At 36.4% G+C, this 18,409-nt stretch carries 18 protein-coding genes; 6 read left to right on the top strand and 12 right to left on the bottom strand.

The window, feature by feature from the left end:
- Window positions 1–11: 11 nt before the first annotated feature.
- Window positions 12–824 (bottom strand): hypothetical protein, encoded by an 813-nt coding sequence (locus JO178_RS02275; RefSeq protein ID WP_291931008.1) that lies wholly within the window; start codon window positions 822–824, stop codon window positions 12–14.
- A 191-nt stretch (window positions 825–1,015) separates the two neighbouring features.
- Window positions 1,016–1,519, bottom strand: a complete 504-nt coding sequence (locus JO178_RS02270) for a transcriptional regulator (protein WP_291931006.1) — start codon at window positions 1,517–1,519, stop codon at window positions 1,016–1,018.
- 427 nt (window positions 1,520–1,946) lie between these two features.
- On the opposite strand from JO178_RS02270, the gene JO178_RS02265 reads away from it, so the two are divergent.
- Entirely contained in the window at window positions 1,947–3,149 is a 1,203-nt protein-coding gene (locus tag JO178_RS02265) for a C1 family peptidase (RefSeq protein WP_291931004.1), read from the top strand.
- Between the two features lie 102 nt (window positions 3,150–3,251).
- Here JO178_RS02265 and JO178_RS02260 read toward each other — a convergent pair whose 3' ends face one another.
- Window positions 3,252–3,716: an ASCH domain-containing protein gene (locus tag JO178_RS02260; protein WP_291931002.1), complete on the bottom strand. Its 465-nt coding sequence runs from the start codon at window positions 3,714–3,716 to the stop codon at window positions 3,252–3,254.
- A 77-nt stretch (window positions 3,717–3,793) separates the two neighbouring features.
- On the opposite strand from JO178_RS02260, the gene JO178_RS02255 reads away from it, so the two are divergent.
- Window positions 3,794–3,955 carry a hypothetical protein gene (locus JO178_RS02255; RefSeq protein ID WP_291931000.1) on the top strand — a complete coding sequence of 54 codons (162 nt, stop codon included), beginning with the start codon at window positions 3,794–3,796 and terminating at the stop codon, window positions 3,953–3,955.
- 189 nt (window positions 3,956–4,144) lie between these two features.
- On the opposite strand, the gene JO178_RS02250 is transcribed toward JO178_RS02255, so the two are convergent.
- Entirely contained in the window at window positions 4,145–5,206 is a 1,062-nt protein-coding gene (locus JO178_RS02250; RefSeq protein ID WP_291930998.1) for an NADH:flavin oxidoreductase, read from the bottom strand.
- Window positions 5,207–5,373: 167 nt separating this feature from the next.
- Here JO178_RS02250 and JO178_RS02245 point away from each other — a divergent pair, with 167 nt between their 5' ends.
- Window positions 5,374–5,766, top strand: a complete 393-nt coding sequence (locus JO178_RS02245; RefSeq protein ID WP_291930996.1) for a helix-turn-helix domain-containing protein — start codon at window positions 5,374–5,376, stop codon at window positions 5,764–5,766.
- Window positions 5,767–5,798: 32 nt separating this feature from the next.
- Here JO178_RS02245 and JO178_RS02240 read toward each other — a convergent pair whose 3' ends face one another.
- Entirely contained in the window at window positions 5,799–6,086 is a 288-nt protein-coding gene (locus tag JO178_RS02240; protein WP_291930994.1) for a hypothetical protein, read from the bottom strand.
- 104 nt (window positions 6,087–6,190) lie between these two features.
- Between JO178_RS02240 and JO178_RS02235 the strand changes: the two genes are divergently transcribed.
- A complete protein-coding gene (locus tag JO178_RS02235) occupies window positions 6,191–6,607 on the top strand; it encodes a carboxymuconolactone decarboxylase family protein (protein WP_291930992.1) in 417 nt (138 codons plus the stop codon).
- Between the two features lie 73 nt (window positions 6,608–6,680).
- Here JO178_RS02235 and JO178_RS02230 read toward each other — a convergent pair whose 3' ends face one another.
- The 7 genes from JO178_RS02230 to queA all read right to left on the bottom strand — a co-directional run bounded on the left by JO178_RS02230 (window position 6,681) and on the right by queA (window position 15,570).
- The gene (locus tag JO178_RS02230) at window positions 6,681–9,113 is read right to left on the bottom strand and encodes a thiamine pyrophosphate-dependent enzyme (RefSeq protein WP_291930990.1); all 2,433 of its coding nucleotides are present in this window, start codon (window positions 9,111–9,113) and stop codon (window positions 6,681–6,683) included.
- Between the two features lie 432 nt (window positions 9,114–9,545).
- On the bottom strand, window positions 9,546–10,523 hold the full coding sequence (locus JO178_RS02225; protein WP_291930988.1) for a polyprenyl synthetase family protein: 978 nt from the start codon (window positions 10,521–10,523) through the stop codon (window positions 9,546–9,548).
- 73 nt (window positions 10,524–10,596) lie between these two features.
- A complete protein-coding gene (locus JO178_RS02220; protein WP_291930986.1) occupies window positions 10,597–11,505 on the bottom strand; it encodes a hypothetical protein in 909 nt (302 codons plus the stop codon).
- 261 nt (window positions 11,506–11,766) lie between these two features.
- Window positions 11,767–12,009 carry a hypothetical protein gene (locus tag JO178_RS02215; protein WP_291930984.1) on the bottom strand — a complete coding sequence of 81 codons (243 nt, stop codon included), beginning with the start codon at window positions 12,007–12,009 and terminating at the stop codon, window positions 11,767–11,769.
- Window positions 12,010–12,392: 383 nt separating this feature from the next.
- Window positions 12,393–13,340: a sterol desaturase family protein gene (locus tag JO178_RS02210; protein ID WP_291930982.1), complete on the bottom strand. Its 948-nt coding sequence runs from the start codon at window positions 13,338–13,340 to the stop codon at window positions 12,393–12,395.
- A gap of 75 nt (window positions 13,341–13,415) precedes the next feature.
- Window positions 13,416–14,450 (bottom strand): 23S rRNA (adenine(2503)-C(2))-methyltransferase RlmN, encoded by a 1,035-nt coding sequence (gene rlmN / locus JO178_RS02205; protein ID WP_291930980.1) that lies wholly within the window; start codon window positions 14,448–14,450, stop codon window positions 13,416–13,418.
- A 70-nt stretch (window positions 14,451–14,520) separates the two neighbouring features.
- The gene (queA, locus tag JO178_RS02200) at window positions 14,521–15,570 is read right to left on the bottom strand and encodes a tRNA preQ1(34) S-adenosylmethionine ribosyltransferase-isomerase QueA (protein ID WP_291930978.1); all 1,050 of its coding nucleotides are present in this window, start codon (window positions 15,568–15,570) and stop codon (window positions 14,521–14,523) included.
- A gap of 508 nt (window positions 15,571–16,078) precedes the next feature.
- On the opposite strand from queA, the gene JO178_RS02195 reads away from it, so the two are divergent.
- Together JO178_RS02195 and JO178_RS02190 are read left to right on the top strand one after the other, a co-directional pair.
- Window positions 16,079–16,771 carry an AIM24 family protein gene (locus JO178_RS02195; protein ID WP_291930976.1) on the top strand — a complete coding sequence of 231 codons (693 nt, stop codon included), beginning with the start codon at window positions 16,079–16,081 and terminating at the stop codon, window positions 16,769–16,771.
- Between the two features lie 56 nt (window positions 16,772–16,827).
- On the top strand, window positions 16,828–18,363 hold the full coding sequence (locus JO178_RS02190) for a peptidase M61 (protein WP_291930974.1): 1,536 nt from the start codon (window positions 16,828–16,830) through the stop codon (window positions 18,361–18,363).
- The last annotated feature ends 46 nt before the right edge of the window (window positions 18,364–18,409 follow it).

The following is an 18,409-nucleotide window of genomic DNA, read 5'->3' as shown; positions in this document are numbered from 1 at the left end:
CAAAGTTTTTTTTATTGAATAGTCAAAGTAATGATTGTCAAAGCTGTTATTCTAAACAGAATCCATGAAATTGTAGGAAGATAACCCAGTTTTAATATTCTACATCTTCGCATATGTTCCAGAAACATGATCAATACTACAAATCCAAAGTAAATAATATAGAAAGCTGGAGTAAAATCTGTAAACAAAGCCGGAATCAGCAGTAATGTTCCCATTAAAGAAACAGTCATCATATTGCCGACATAATCCCAGGCTTTATGCTTTAAATAAGTACTCAGAAAAATAACTTGCCAGAAAATCTGTCCTAGACAGACTGCCAGTTCTCTTAAAAAATTCCGATCCAGGCCTACTCCTGGTTTTCCGGAAAAAACACTTAAAACATAGGCTGAGAAAATTGCCACAAATGCAATATAGACAAGTCTGTATTTTCTGTTAAAATCAGGAACACAAGATTGTTCAGTATAGTCTTTTTTCGAAGGAATAATCTGCTTTCGATTATAGGAAACAAAAGAATATAACTTTTTGAAAAACCAATAGAAAGGTTTTACCCTTGCCCCTTTCTCTAATAATGGAAACGAATTTCCAATGATCAGAAGAAGACTGTCCAATCCATAAACAACTTCATTTTTGTTGTGGTCCACCAGCGCAATTTCATTTTTTGCCCGATTGAAATCAATTAGACTTTTATTTCTGACAGATATTTCCGTAAAAGCTTCTCTTCCCTGTCCGTCTAGCATTCCGCTTTTAATAAAACCTCCGGAATACATGGCACACATAGGGCATTCATCGTCGTAAATAAGGGTGTGATTTTTTAACGTTTTCATAACGGATTATCTTTAAGGGTTTTATTGTAAATTCTTCTATAACCATTGCTTCTTATCATTTCTTCTGTTTCCGAAATACATGATTAAGAATAGGTGAATGATAAAATTTTTCATAATTATTATCTATTTAAAACTTTCAGTAATTTTTGAAAATAAGACAGAAATAAAAAAGGACTTCCATCCTTTCTTTACTATTTCAACAAGTTAGTAATCTTTCCTACCAGCCAGTGATCATCACTTTTAATGGCCAGATCCATGATATTATTAATCTTTCCTGTCACAGAGCTGAAATCATTAATCAGTCTGATAAATTCTTCTGCTTCCTCCGAATCTTTATCTTCAATATTTTTCAGTTCTTCAAGAAACGAAATAACCGGTTCTATTTCTCTTTTTCTACGCTCTTTGGTGATTTGCTTAAAAAGGTACCAGACATCTTTTTCCGCTACGAAATATTCTTTACGATCGCCTTTAATAAATTCTTTTCTTACAATCCCCCAATCGATCAGGGCCCGAAGATTCATATTGGCATTTCCTCTTGAAATTTCCAGTTGCTCCATAACCTCATCCGTAGAAAGCGGCTTACCACTTGCCAGAAGCAAAGCATGTACCTGTGCCATCGTACGGTTGATTCCCCAGTTGGTAGCAAATGTTCCCCAGGTCTGAATGTATTTTTCTTTGGCTTCTGAAAGTTTCATCGTCTTTTCTTTTAATTTTCTTTTACAAATCTAATTATATTTTTTGAATTTTCAATAATTATTGAAAATTAATTTTAAAATAAAACAGACATTCTCTGCGAAGGCCCGTTTTTATTGCTATTTGATGGATTTATAAACTTCTTCGATATCTTCGTCTTTTTTCAGATAACGTCTGCAGACCGTATAAAGTCTGCCTGCCATTTTCTCGTAAACCTGCCGCTGTGTATTTCGGCCGTTACGTTGACATTCTCATCATAATTTTCTTTCCATAGTCAGGAGTTATATGAATATAAATGACGGAAATTCCGAACGGGTTGGAAACATGCTAAACATTTTTTTAAAAAACTTTCATTTTAAATTTAACTTTTCCTGCTGTAACATATCTCTAATATTAACGACTATTAATATAAATAATCTTTTTATAGTAATGAAAAATACGAAAATGGTATCATTACTTTTTGTTTTGTCTGCAGGAAGTATGATGTTTGCCCAAGATGACTTAATCAATAAGTTAAAAAACAACCAATCACAAAATGCTAATTTTCAGTTCACAACGTTAAAAGACGTTGGTGCTACTTCTGTAAAGAACCAAGGTTCATCAGGAACCTGCTGGAGCTACTCAGGAAACTCTTTCCTTGAATCTGAAATGCAGAGAATGGGCAAAAAACCTGTAGATCTTGCTGAAATTTTTACAGCAAGAAATTCTTATCATGATAAAGCGAAGTTATATGTATTAAATAACGGAGCTATCAGCTGGGGTGACGGAGGAGAACTTCATGATGTAGTTAATATGTACAAAAAATACGGAGCTGTTCCTCAGGATGTGTACACAGGATTGAAATCCGGACAGACACTGAACAACTTCAAAGAAATGCAGGGAAAATTAAAACCGGTATTGGATAGTCTTGTTCAGGCATCTTCAAAAGGAAAGCTTTCTGATAACTGGATGGATTCTGTGGATGCTATTCTTGACGAATACTTAGGAAAAGTGCCTGCCAACTTTACATACGAAGGAAAAAACTACACTCCGAAAACTTTTGCTAATGAGGTGGTGGGAATTAACCCTGATGATTATGTAGAATTATCTTCTTACAAAGATTATCCGTATTATCAGAAATTCGTAGTTCCGATTCCGGATAACTGGAGCCATGACTCTGACTGGAATGTTCCTATGAAAGATCTTACGGCTATCATTGATAATGCTGTAACCAAAGGCTATTCTGTAGGTTGGGCAACTGATGTTTCTGAGCCTTATTTCTCCTACAAAAACGGTGTGGCTTATGTTCCTGATATGGATTTAAACCAAATCAATGCGGATAACAAACAAACGTTATTTACAGAACCTAAAAAAGATAAAACCATTACTGAAGATATGCGTCAGAAAGCTCTTAATAATCTTTCTACAACGGATGACCATGGTATGCATATCGTAGGATTGGCTAAAGATCAGACAGGTAAAGAGTATTATATGGTTAAAAACTCATGGGGAGTAACCAATGACTTTGCAGGATATCTTTATGTAACAAGACCTTATGTTGAGTATAAATCAACGGCTATTCTTGTACACAAAAATGCTATTCCAAAAAACATTTTAAAGCAATTGAAACCAACTAAAAATATTGGTTTATAACATGAAATCACTTCTGCCGTTTGTGATGGCAGTTTTAGATATTTAAATCTGTTAAAAAACGCGCGCGCTGAAATTCAGCGCGCGCGTTTGTTTTATATTATCTTAATGATATAAAGGTTCTTTGTAAACTAGTTTAAAATACTCACAGATCATGGGCGCATCTGGTACAGGTTTTTTCCCTATACGGCAGCATTCCGACCGAATGTATTTCCAATACATTTCACGCCAGGCCTGCAATGTTCTGTCCCCCTCTCCGCAATCAAAAGCAAACTGATCTTCCACTTTATCAAACGGAATAACCGATATCCCGATGGTTTCAATGATACAAACCGGCTGATCATCAGAATCGGTAATGATATTATATTCTCCGACAGCAGGCATTGCTGTATGCTCATATCCCCATAGTAGTGATCCCGTAGCTATTTTAATACCGGAAACCACAAGCTCTGCAATAGACGAGGCATCTTCCTTTCCTCCAAAATGAAAAGAGCCTGCTAAATCCGGAATCGCAGAGGATCCCTGTAAAGAATCGGTAAATTGTTTCCAGTATATTGATATCTGTGACATCTTAATTCCTAATTTTAATGTAAATATACAACACATTAAAAAAATGCTATATTTGTAATCATCAACAAATTACCTATATGAAAAATTTAAAAAAATTGAGAAAATCTGATTTAAAGAAAATTCATGGCGGAAATGCGCCTTTGTGCCCTGAAGGAACCATTGCGTGCCGCCATAAAGCTGAAGGAGGCTCTCCTGCTTACTGGACTTGTGAACCTGACATTTCAGGTTGCAGATTCTAAACAATCAAAACCGGCTTTCAGGAATCCTGAAAGCCGGTTTTTTAATAAATAGGTGAAAAAATTAAATATAAAATAAAGTGAATTATGATGATTAATACGAATAGTGAATCGTTAATTAGGCTTCACAGTGAATAAAATATACTGTTAAAAAAATTGACTGCAAAGTGCATTCACAATTCTCCATCCCTATTAATATAAAACGCCCATACTTTCTGCTGAAAAGTCAAGAAGAGCTTCGGTATTTCCGTCTTTGATCTTCTTTACCCATTCTGGATCCTGAAGAATAGCTCTGCCCACGGCAACAAGGTCGAATTCCTCGTTATCAAGCCTTCTGATCAGTTCCGTAAGATCTGTCTTTTCTGTCCCCTGACCTGCAAAAGCATTAAGGAAATCACCATTCAATCCTACAGAACCTACGGTAATAGTCGGCTGTCCGGTAATTTTTTTTGCCCATCCTGCAAAATTAAGATCAGAACCTTCAAATTCCGGTTCCCAGAAACGACGCTGTGAACAATGGAAAATATCTACTCCTGCTTCTTTTAATGGTAATAACCACTCTTCCATTTCATAAGGAGTAAGGGCCAGTTTGCTCTTATAATCCTGCTGTTTCCATTGGGAAAGACGGATAATAATGGTAAAATCCTCCCCTACCGCTGCTCTGATCGCTTTTACAACATCAACAGCAAACCGGCTTCTTTCTTTTAAGGTTTTACCTCCGTATTCATCTGTTCTCGTATTGGTTACTTCCCAGAAAAACTGATCAATAAGATAACCGTGTGCTCCATGAATTTCAAGACAGTCAAATCCAAGATCTTTTGCTGACTTTGCTGAAGCTGCAAATTGTGCAATTGTATCCTGAATGTCTTCGATAGTCATTGTTGATGCTTTTTCCATTGGAGTCAGCGGATATTCTTCCGACATTCTTGTATCTCCGACATGCCAGATCTGAGGTCCCATTTTACCTCCGTTCTTATGCACAGTATCAATGACGTTTTTCCACCCGTTTAATGCTTCATTTCCGTAGAAATCGGGGATGTTTTGTAAATTCTTTGATCCCGGTCTGTTGATCACGGTTCCTTCCGAAAGAATTAATCCGACTTCTGAAGCAGCCCTTCTTCCGTAATAATCTGCAATATTCTGAGTAGGAACTCCGTTATCAGATTGTGCTCTGGTCATCGGAGCCATGACGATTCTATTTTTAAGCTCTAGATTCTTATATTGAAACGGTTTAAATAATGATGATGTGCTCATATTTAAAATTGTATGTTATAATTGTTACACAAAGTAACTAATAATAGTTTGTTTTTGTATCTTTTATTAAAAAAATAGTGGTAACTTCGCAGTAACCTACATTAGTAACATTGAAGTAACGTTTGGAATATCATTTCCTTATTACTTTATACATCAATTATTCCGGTATGAAAAAGAATGAGTTAATGCAATACAGCTGCCCTCTCGGCAAAGCAATGGCAGCCTTAGGAAGCAAATGGAAACCGATTATTGTATTGGTTATCAAGGACAGAAAACTCCGTTTTGGAGAACTTGCTGTACGTATTAATGTGATCTCCAGAAAGGTATTGACTGATCAGTTAAGGGAAATGGAAACTGACGGTCTGGTGATCCGTGAAGAGTTTAAGGAACTTCCTCCAAGAGTAGAATATTCCCTCACGGAAAAAGGGCTGGCCCTGTTGCCGATATTATATTTGCTGGAAGAATGGGAAGCGAAATATCAGGTAAAAGGATCGCATGAAGATAAAGATTGCGCTTTTTTGAATGAGGATATGAAAAATAAAAAGGCGGTCAATGTTTGACGGCCTTTTACTTTTATCCTGTTCTTATGGATTTAAAGATCAGACTTACCTTTTAGAAATAGTGATAATACAAGAAAGGTAAGCAAAAACATTATAAACTGAATCAATAAAACAGGGAATAAAGCATGATCAGCATATCTATATATGAAACTCAAAATTGACATGGGAAATGTTATTAATAAGGCATATGAAGTCCATTCACCATACAATGGATCACTGCCATAAGCTGAGCATACCGCCAAGGTTCCAATACCTGCATACAGTATAGAAATAATCAACGCTAATCTTCCAGACTTCAAAAATAAAGGTATTTCTTTCATGTTTTATTTGATAATATACTTTCAAAAAGGTAAGTGTATAACCAAAAAGTAAGTATATTGGTTTTAAAGTGTTTCTGATGCAAATTTGCAGAAAATTTTTCATTATGAATTATAAAGAAATTGCAAAAGAAACTATTGGGAATCTGTATAAAGCCCATACCAGCATCCGAAAGTCCGGGATTGATGAGAAATTAATTGCATTGGCTGAACTTCGGGTTTCCCAAATCAACGGCTGTGCTTATTGCTGTAGCTATCATGCAAAAGAACTTTCTGATTTCGGTTTTGAACAGGATGTCATTAACAGACTTCCGGGCTGGAAACATACGCATGCCTTCAACGAAAAACAAAAGCTTGTTTTAAGCTGGGCAGAAGCGCTTACTTATCATGATCCGGATCTGAGTGAGCTGAGAGAGAAATTATCTCAGGATTTTACAGATAGAGAAATTGTGGAACTCACAGCAGGTATTACTTTAATGAGTGCTTTAAACAAGCTGAGAATATCTTTGGCGAAAAAAGATTGAAATGTACTCTTATACTAAAAACGCGGGCTACCAGAAATCTGATAGCCCGACGTTATTTTATTTAAAACCCCAATTAGAATATCGCAGGATATTTCTGAGGATTTGTTTCATTAAACATCGCATAGATTTTCTCTACCATGTCATCTGTAGACGGCTTACTGAAGTAATCACCATCACTTGCATAGGCAGGTCTGTGATCGTTGGCAGAGATTGTCAACGGATCTGAATCCAGATATCTGAATGCTTTTTGCTTTTCTAAAATCTGCTGCAGGATAAATCCGGTAGTTCCACCTTCAACATCTTCATCAATCACTACCAGGCGGTTTGTTTTCTTAACACTCTCAGCAATCTCATGAGATAAATCGAAAGGAATCAGTGACTGGATATCGATTACTTCTGCAGAAATTCCTAATTTCTCTAATTCATTAGCGGCTTCTGTTACAATTCTCCATGTAGAACCGTAAGTTACCAGAGTAACATCCTTACCTTCCTTCGTTACTTCAATTTTACCTACAGGAACTGTAAATTCTCCCAGGTTGTCCGGTTGTTTCTCTTTTAATCTGTACCCGTTCAGACATTCTACAATGATCGCAGGTTCGTCAGCCTGAAGCATTGTATTATAGAATCCGGCTGCTTTCGTTAAATTTCTCGGAACCAATACCAGAATACCTTTTGAAAGATTTAGAATTCCTGCCATCGGAGAACCTGAATGCCAGATTCCTTCCAGTCTGTGACCTCTTGTTCTGATGATCACCGGAGCTTTCTGACCTCCTTTTGTTCTGTATTGTACCGTTGCCAGATCATCACTCATTCCCTGAAGGCAGTAAAGAACATAATCTAAATACTGAATTTCAGCGATAGGTCTTAACCCTCTCATTGCCATCCCGATTCCCTGTCCGAGAATAGTCGCTTCACGGATTCCTGTATCCGCAATACGTAAAGCGCCGTATTTTTCCTGCATTCCTTCCAATCCCTGGTTAACATCCCCAATATTACCGGCATCTTCACCAAAAATTAAAGTTTCAGGGTATTTTGAGAAAATTTTGTCAAAATTATTTCTGATCACTACTCTTCCGTCAACATCTTCGGAACTGTCTGAGTAAACAGGTTTAATTTCTTTTACATTTTCAGCCTTCCATTCAGACTGAGAATAAAGGTGAGAAGAATAGTTGTCTTTTTCAACAGCCAACACTTCATTGTACTTCTCCATCAATTGGTTTCTTTCTGCAGACTCTGTACCTCTTGTTGCCAGTAAAGCCTTTCTTACCAAATGGAAAATATCTTTTTTAGCTTTGGAAACTAATTTATTAAACTGGGCAATATAAGTCTCCACTTCAGCATTCTGTCCTTTAAGTTTTTCTACTAAAGGTAAAATAGACTGAATTAAATCCGCAATCGTTTTCTGATAGTTATCCCATGCTATTTTTTGTCCTGCTTTTGCCGTTTTTTTGGCTTCGTCATCAATAGTATCCAGTTCTTCAGCAGTGGCAATCACTTCTTCTTTTCCGTCAATCTCAATAGAATAGTTCAGAATCCATTCTTTAAATTTTGCCAATCCGTCAAATTCTGCTTCCCATGCAAGACGCTCTTCATTTTTATATCTTTCGTGGGACCCTGAAGTAGAGTGTCCCTGAGGCTGGGTAACATCAATAACGTGAACCACAACCGGAACGCTTTCCGTTCTTGCAAAATGTTCTGCTTTAGCATAAGCATCTAATAAAGCAGGATAATCCCAGGCTTTAACCTGAATGATCTCACATCCCTGGTTTTCTCCTTCTTTTCTTTGGAAACCGCTTAACATTTCGCTGATATCAGCTTTTGCTCTCTGATTTTTTGTAGGAACTGAAATTCCGTATCCGTCATCCCAGATAGAAACAATCATAGGAACCTGAAGCGCACATGCTGCATTTAAAGTTTCCCAGAAATGACCTTCTGCGGTAGAAGCATCCCCTATGGTTCCGAATGCAATTTCATTTCCTTCTCTGGAGAATTTTTCAGAACCGTCAAATTGTACACTTTTATAAATGGTGGAAGCCTGAGCTAAACCTAATAATCTAGGCATCTGACCAGCAGTAGGAGAAATATCGGAAGAGATATTCTTCTGAGCAGTAAGATCTTTCCAGCTTCCGTCTTCATTTAGACTTCTTGTTGCGAAATGTCCGTTCATCTGTCTTCCCGCTGAAGCAGGTTCTCTTTCCACATTGGTATCGGCATACATCTGTGCAAAGAAACTTTCAACGGTCAATGCATTGATTGCTAATGCAAAAGTCTGATCCCTGTAATATCCTGAACGGAAGTCTCCATTTCTGAAAACTTTCGCCATTGCAAGCTGAGGAAGTTCCTTACCATCCCCAAAAATTCCGAATTTAGCTTTTCCTGTGAGTACTTCTCTCCTTCCGAGATAAGACATTTCACGGGAGATCCTTCCTAACTTGTAATCTTCAAGTATCTGATTTTTAAAATCTTGAAAGGATATTTGCTGTGTTTCAATATAGGTTGTTTGCATAGCTAAGTATAAAAGTTTTTATTCTTCAAGTATTTTGCTAATATACACTTTTTAAATTAATTTTAATTTTTAATAATCTTTATTAAAAATTTGATAATAAAAAAAATTGTGCTTTAATTTGAAAAAAATTGTAAAAGATGGATAAAAAGTCACCACATATTCTGAATGCGTCCAGTAATCTTTTAGGGTTTTCCTTAATTATTATTACGTCTCTGAAGATCTCCAAGATTAGTCAGAATACGTATTTAGACGAATTTGCAGCTTTTGCATGTATCCTTTTTGCGTGCAGTTGTTTCTTTTCATTTCTGGCTATCAGAACAAAAGAAGAAAAGCGAGAATACTCGTTTGAGACTATTGCGGATTATTTATTTTTATTTGCTTTATTTTGTATAGTTCTCGCTGTTATTATTTTAACCCTAAAAATAATTTAATTTAAAATTTTCGCTCAATTACGTAATCTAGCATAATAAGTAAAGATTTCCGTGCTTCGGAATCGGGAAATTCATTCAGGATATCCTTTGCTTTCTGCTGAAAATCTTTCATGACTGTAATGGCATACTCCAGACCGCCGGAGCTTTTTACAAATTCTATCAGCTCTTTAACTCTTTTTGGATTGGTATTATAACGTTTGATCGTATCGAAATAATATTTTCTCTCTTTTTCATTTGCTGTTGTAAGCGTATGAATCAGAGGCAGAGTCATTTTTTGTTCTTTAATGTCAATACCTACAGGTTTCCCTATCACATTAGAGCTTAAGTAATCAAAAAGATCATCTTTAATCTGGAAGGCCATTCCTGTGAAAGTCCCGAAATCCTGCATTTTTTTGGCAAGTACTTCATCAGTACTGTTAGATAATACTCCTATTTCACAACATGCAGCAATTAATGTAGCTGTTTTCTGACGGATAATTTCATAATAAACATCTTCTGTAATATCCAGTTTTCGGGCCTTTTCCAATTGAAGAAGTTCCCCTTCGGACATTTCACGGATGGTTCTTGAAATGACACCCAGTAAATCGTAATCTTTATGATCTGTAGATAATAATACTGATTTTGACAACAGGTAATCTCCTACCAGCACAGCAATTTTATTTTTCCACAGCGCATTGATTGAAAAGAAATTACGGCGTTTAAAACTTTCATCCACCACATCATCGTGTACAAGAGTCGCTGTATGAATCAGTTCGATCATAGAAGCACCACGATACGTTTTTTCCGTGACACTCCCTACCAGTTTGGCGCAAAGAAATACAAACATGGGACGCATCTGCTTTCCTTTGGTAGTAACAATAAAACGGGTTACTTTATCCAATAAAGCTACTTTACTCTGCATTGATTCATAAAACTTCTGTTCAAAAAGTTTCATTTCATCATTGATCGGTCGTTTAATTTCTTCTACTGTATTTGCCAAAATCTGCGAATGCTGGGTGAATAATTATTAATTCTCACAAAGATAATTTTTTTCGCTCAATATTAAGATAAAATTAGCGTTTGAGTTTATCTTTCGGAATAAAATAAAACGACTGTTTTGTACTGCCCAGCGGAGATCTAAATTTTTCTCCGGAGATGTAAACTCCTGTTTCATCAACGACTACCCCTTCAATTTGCCCTATGGATAAAGCACTTCCAAGATAATAATGCTTTGGGCTTTCTTTGAAAAATATTCCAGGTTGGGTTTCTGTGAAAATATCTAAGAAGACTTCTGTTTTCTTAGTATAACCTACCAGATAAAGTTTTTTATCAAAATAAGAAGCATCCGTCACCACAAAACCTGTTTTATAGGCTTCTATTTTTTCTGCTTTCTGCTGTTCTGAAACTTCAGGATTCAGAGTATAATGAGAAGTAGCTTTGGCAGCCCATTCTTTTGTAAAAATATGAAGTTTGCCATTCAGGTAGATCATGGCTTCCGCATCAAAATCATTATTGGTATTCCTGGGAATAAATTCCGTTTGTTCAGGGTAATAAAAAGAAATGATATGTCTTTCTAAAGCTTTTTCTGAACCCGGAATTTTAGAGGAGTTAACTCTATCAAGGTTTTCGTAAGGTACTTTATAAATCATCAGATCTTTTCTGGTTCCGGTATTGTTACCAAAATCCCCGATATAAAAATTTTCGCCGTCATTCGTCAGCGCTTCCCAGTCTGTATTGATCAAATTGGTTGTAAGTGTGCGGATAATTTTACCGTCTTTTTTATCAATTTCAAAAAGCTCTGCCGTATTTCCGCTGTCATTGAATGTATAAAGTTTTCCGTGGAAAAAATTCAATCCTGAAGTTTCCCGGATTTTATCATCCAGATCATTAAGCCTGTACTTTCTGATTTTCAGAAAATCGGTCTGCTGGGAAAATGCAGTTTGAAAGGCAAGAAAAGTCAGTAGCAGAAATGTTCTTTTCATAGAGGCAAAATTATGGGTTTTATCTTTAATCTGAAAATTCCGTGCTGCTAAAATCACTCAGATACTTTCTAAAAAAATGGGCAACACTCTGTTTTACCCGTGTTGCCCTATTTTATAGTGTATGTCAGAATAATATCAACTTTATTATACTGTTAATTCAGAATTGTCTATAGCAAAAATACAATTAATAACGGTTCCTTCTGATAATACCACAGGAGTAACCGAGCCGATCGGGTTTCCGTTGCTATCTGTTAATGTACATCAACTTCCTGTTGCATCTACAATTCCTTTTATTAAATATCTGTTTGCAGATTTTGAGATCATGGCATCACAAACAGTCTGCGAATTAGATAGGGCTCCGTCTACTTTAAAAACAATTGGATATCCGTCAAAAGTTGTTGAAGATCCTATCACGAGTTGAGTATTGACTGTAAGATGATTCCTGAATGAACTTATTGTACTGCCTAGACTTCCATTTCCAAGAGATCCACCAATGAATGACATATTAGGATATGGAAAACTAAAATGACCTGATATAACAGCCCTGTTATTATTATCCGAGGTTCCTACTTTTCTTTAGTATAGCTATCTACAAGTTGTATTAAGTTGTCAGCAGGATAGCTGCTGCCTTGTGAAAAAAAATCTTCAGTATAAATCATATAAATAAGTTGTTAAATTCTGATAATCAATTGATATTTTTTAATGAGCTCTGATTACAAATTTAAAGCAGTACCACGACAGAAGTTGTCGTATAAAAAGTAGTATGTTTACATTCTATTCTTAAAACTTCTTCCCATTATATTAACCTGAAATAGTATTTTCTTAAACAAAAAAGACGAGCTAAAGCCCGCCTTTTTATAAAGATTTTATTGATTTTGTTTATGAAATCAAGCTGTTTTCTGCTGTTTCTGATTTTTTGACTGCTCTTTTAACGCCTGTTTTGCAAGATGTTCTTTCTGATATTGCCTTACCGTTTTCCCCGTTCCGTCATGTCTCCATCCCGGTGAATTGAAAATATAATTGATTCTGTCGGTAAATTTCAATCCGGGTTGTTTCAGATCTTTCCATATTTTTCTCCATTCATAGAAAAGAACGGTATCCGGTCTGTTATCAGGCATTTTTGGATAAATACCGAATTTCACAGGAACATTAGGATCTTCTTTTTCAAAAGTCCCGAATATTTTATCCCATATAATCAAACACATCCCCATATTTTTATCCAGATATTTGATATTACATGCATGATGTACGCGGTGATGAGAAGGGGTTACCAGAATATATTCCAAGATTCCCATACTCTTGACAGTTTGTGTATGCACCCATGTTCCATATACCTGCCCAATAGCATAAGCCACCATAATATGCCAAGGATTAAATCCTAAGAATGCCAATGGTGAAAAGTATAAGTACCTATAAAGCGGTTGTAAAACAGGGCTTCTGAATCCTGTTGTAAGATTGAAGAATTCTGAACTATGGTGCGTAATATGAACAGCCCAGAAAGCTCTGGAACGATGGTCTACATAATGTAAAACATAGTAAGCAAAATCTGTAATGACAAAGCAGGCCAGTAAATACCAGATACTCAGATCCCATGAAAAAATTCTGTGGTGATAAAAGAAAAACATGACTCCCATTGCAAAGGCTTTCATGATAAGGTCCAGACCAAAGTTCATCAATGCCAGATAAATGTTCGTTGCAAGATCTTTACCGCTATACAATTTAGCTTCGGAAACGTGGCTATAAATCATTTCAGCTAAAATAACCGTTGCGTGCAGCGGAACCGCCCATGCGTACACAGTTTCTAACCCGTCCTCGCTCATAAGAAAATCCATCATCATAAAATAATTTTATGCAAAGGTAGGGTTTTGAGCAGCGTTTTAAGGGATATTTAAGTTTTTTTTAAGAAAATTTTAATCCGCAGTTTTGTTGGCTAATTGTCCGCAAGCGGCATCAATATCACCTCCGCGGCTTCTTCTGACCATCACGGTAACTCCGGCATTTTCAAGCTGACGGATATAGTTTTCCTCTGCTTGTTTGTTGCACTGGTCATATTTCCCGTCCCCGATTGGGTTGTATTGGATAAGGTTAACTTTAGAAGGAACCTGTTTGCAGTATCTGATTAAAGCTTTGATATCTTCGTCACCATCATTAATTCCTTTCCATACGCAGTATTCGAAAGTAATTACTGAACCTGTTTTCTGATACCAGTATTGAAGCGCCTCCATAATATCCGTTAACGGGAATTTATCTGAGAAAGGCATAATTTCATTACGTTTTACTTCAATCGCTGAGTGAAGAGACAATGCCAGTTTTACACGCAATTCATCATCAGCAAGCATTTTGATCATTTTGGGAATTCCTGAAGTGGAAACCGTAATTCTCCTTGGTGACATTCCTAATCCTTCCGGTTGAGTGATCTTTCTGATGGCTTCTACTACGTTTTTGTAGTTCATCATAGGTTCTCCCATTCCCATGAATACGATATTGGAAAGCGGCCTGTCAAAATACATTTTACTCTGGCTGTCAATCAGGGCTACCTGATCTACAATTTCTGCCACTTCAAGGTTTCGCATTCTTTTCAGCTTTGCCGTAGCGCAGAATTCGCAGTTTAAGGAGCAGCCTACCTGTGAAGATACACAAGCAGTGGTTCTTGTTTCGGTAGGAATAAGAACAGATTCTACCAATAATCCGTCATGAAGTTTTACTCCGTTTTTGATGGTTCCGTCGGTACTTCTCTGAAGAAGGTCTACAGAAACAGGATTAATGGTATATTCTTCGGAAATTTTTTCACGAAGAGGTTTCGAAAGATTCGTCATTTCGTCAATCGAATGGAGATTTTTACTCCATAGCCAGTCATAGACCTGTTTCGCACGAAACGGCTTTTCTCCTAAAGAAACAAAATATTCTTTAAGCTGATCTAGTGATAATGTACGGATATCTTTCATTGTAAGGTTGTAGATTTCAGGCTTCAGGTCACAGGTAATGCTACCTGTAACCTATCACCTGATATCTTTTTTATAGAATTAACATTGCGTCACCGTAAGAATAGAATTTATACTTTTCTTTTACGGCTTCTTCATAAGCATGCATTACGAAATCTCTTCCGGCAAATGCAGCAATCATCATGATCAGTGTAGACTTCGGAGTGTGGAAGTTTGTGATCATTGAGTTGGCTACTCCGAAATCATGAGGCGGATAAATGAATTTATTAGTCCAGCCGTTGAATGCAGAGATTTTTTTGTTGGAAGAAACGGAAGTTTCCAATGCTCTCATTGTGGTAGTACCAACAGCGCAAACTCTTCTGTGAGACTCTACTGCTTTGTTAATGATAGCAGCATTTTTCTCATCAATGATGATCTCTTCAGATTCCATTTTGTGCTTAGAAAGATCTTCTACCTCAATCGGGTTGAAAGTTCCTAATCCTACATGAAGCGTTACTTCAGCAAAATTGATTCCTTTGATCTCTAATCTCTTCATCAAATGTTTAGAGAAGTGAAGACCGGCTGTAGGCGCTGCTACCGCTCCTTCTACTTTTGCATAAATGGTCTGATATCTTTCTGCATCTTCAGGCTCTACTGCTCTTTTGATGTATTTCGGAAGCGGAGTTTCTCCTAATTCTTTTAATTTCGTTCTGAATTCGTCATAAGAACCGTCGAACAAGAATCTTAATGTTCTTCCTCTTGAAGTGGTATTATCGATAACTTCAGCTACCAAAGACTCATCTTCAGTGAAGAATAATTTGTTACCAATTCTGATTTTTCTTGCAGGATCTACCAGTACATCCCATACTCTTGTTTCTTTATCAAGTTCTCTTAAAAGGAAAACTTCGATTTTAGCTCCTGTTTTCTCTTTGTTTCCATAAAGACGTGCAGGAAAAACTTTAGTATTGTTGAAGATAAACAAATCATCTTCATTAAAATAATCAACGACATCTTTGAATAATTTGTGCTGGATAGTTTCTGTCTTTCTATCAAGAACCATTAATCTGGCTTCGTCTCTGTGCTCTGAAGGATGTTCTGCCAATAATTCCGCAGGAAGATCAAAATTAAAATCTGATGTTTTCATTTTTTAAATTACGGTTTAAAAATTATTGAAATTACAAGGTGTAATTTTCGGAGTGCAAATATACGACATTGAACACCCCTTTGTCAAGTATTATTTGCAATCAAATATAAAACCATGATTATATGGAGATTTCCAAAGGCTAAAAAGACTATTTTTAACAAAAAAATAACTTTACAGGTAAAATCTATCCACTTCATAATCTGCATTCTATAATCCATACAATGATTACATTCAATAAAAGACCTTCATGAACTTATCTGGTTTGATTTTCATGTAAAAACTGAAAATCAGTAGGTAAATCAGAGCAATGAAACTAAAAAATTACGAAGATCTTCCTGAAACCAGCCCTAAAATCATGTAAGAAAAAAGGATTCTTCGTAAATTTTATGATCATCTTATCAGACAAAGAACTGTCAGATGCAAAACATATAAGTAACAAAAGGTAGTGTACCCTCGACAAACTAAGATAGTAACACTACAAGAAAAAAATATCTTAAAAAGCATAATTATGAGCAAATATTCAATAGAAGCATTTATCAATGAGACTAAGGAAAATCCGCAACAACGGGATTATTTTGAGCTCGAAACAAAACATCTTCTGGAAATCAATCTTAATAACCAGGCGGTATGGACAAAACGGGGAAGCATGGTGAGTTATGTGGGAAATATTAATTTTGAAAGACAGGGAATGCTGGCCGGAGGAATTGGAAATCTTTTAAAAAAAGCGATCAGCGGAGAAGGAAGTAAGCTGATGAAGGCTGAAGGAACAGGAAAATTATATGTGGCAGATTCCGGAAAAAAAGTTCGTATTCTTTATCTGAATAACGAATCTGTTTGTGTGAATGGCAATGATGTTTTAGCCCATGAACAGAGTGTAAAAAGTGATATTACGATGCTCAAAAGTATTGCCGGTATGATGTCCGGAGGCCTTTTTCAGGTAAAACTTTCAGGAACGGGACACATTGCCATCACCACTCACGGAGATCCGCTCACTTTACTGGTGGCTCCCGATACGCCTGTTTTTACAGATCCTAATGCCACTGTTGCATGGTCAGGGAACCTCAGCCCAGAACTGAAAACCAATGTTTCTTTTAAAAGTCTGATCGGAAGAGGAAGTGGTGAAGAATTTCAAATGAAATTCTCAGGACATGGCTGGGTGCTGATTCAACCCTATGAAGAAGTGTACTTTATGAAAAAATAAAGTTCTTTACTCATGACCAATTTTTGTACTTTCATATTCACTTAAAAACAATAGCAATGAATTCACTGATCAGATTAGTTTTTATACTACTTATCCTTCCTATTGCAATTATCGGCCAGAAATCAAAGCAAAGCTATACATACAATATAGATCTTCTTCACCTTACAAATGATGAAGTCAAAGTATCTTTTACGCCCCCCAAAAACAATCTTAAGCAAGGAAAGTTTATTATTCCCAAGCTGGTTCCCGGTTTTTACCAGGCCATGAATTTCGGACAATATGTTTCCAACCTTGTTGCTACTGATAAAAAAGGAAAAAAAATAGCGACAGAGCGTCTGGATCAAAATAGCTGGATGATTCATGATCTTAAAAACGTCAATACCATCTCCTATCAGGTGGCTGATGGATGGGATTCCTTAGAAAAAGAAAGCCATGAAGCCAGATCTGCAGGCAGTACCTTTATAAAAGACAGTATTTTTGTAATCAATTATAATTCTTTAGTGGGATATTTTGAAGAGATGAAGGATATTCCCTATCAAATCAATATTACAAAGAATAAGGGGTTCTATGCTTCTTCTGCATTGGATTATCAACAAAAAGATAAAAATACGGATAAAGTATGGGCAAAAGATTACCGTCAGTTGGTAGACTCGCCGGTGATGTACTGTGTTCCCGATACCACATGGCTGAAAATAGGTCATACGGAAGTACTTGTCTCATTCTATAATAAAAAGGAAAGGCATTATTCAAAAAAAATTGCCCTTGAACTGGAGAATATTCTGAAAAACCAGCAGGCCTATCTGGGAGGCTCATTACCGGTTCATAAATATGCCTTTTTAATTTATTATGAATCTTCTAATGAGAACGGATTTTTGGGAGACGGACTTGAGCATTCACAGTCAACCGTTTGCCTGTACCGTTCAGGAAATATGAAATTTCTTCCGATGGCACTCAACAGAGTGGCTTCTCATGAATTTTTTCATATCATCACCCCACTGAACATACATTCAGAGGAAATTCAGCATTATGATTTTCTAAACCCTGTCCTCTCCAAACATCTCTGGTTGTATGAAGGGATGACGGAGTACGCAACAATTCATATGCCCATAAAGCAGAAAATGATCAGCCTGGAGGCTTTTGAAAAGAGTCTTGATGAAAAAATACAGGGCATGAAAGAGTTTGACAATACGCTTTCTTTCACAGAAATCAGTAAAAATGCAATGAAAAGACAGGATCAGTATATGAATTTTTATCAGAAGGGGCCACTACTGGGAATGTGTCTGGATATCAGATTAAGAGAACTTTCAGGAGGAAAGACAGGTACCCAGGATCTGATGCTTCAGCTGATGAAAAAATATGGAGCGGGTAAATACTTTAATGATGATGATCTGTTTGATGAAATTACTAAACTGACCTTTCCGGAAATACGAACATTTTTCAGTGATTACCTTGAAGGTACCCAGGCTGTTCCTTTGAAAGAATATCTGACAAAAGTAGGTTTTAGCTATGATGAAAGTACCGGAAAAGTAGGTCTCTTACCTAATCCCGATTCAAAGCAAGTAGCATTAAGGAAAGCCTGGATCGGCCAGTAAATCTGATATAAAATGACTCATTTTGTATCAATATTCATCTTATAAA

The organism is Chryseobacterium sp. (assembly GCF_019236175.1).
GTDB lineage: Bacteria > Bacteroidota > Bacteroidia > Flavobacteriales > Weeksellaceae > Chryseobacterium.
This window is presented reverse-complemented; position numbering and strand designations above follow the sequence as displayed.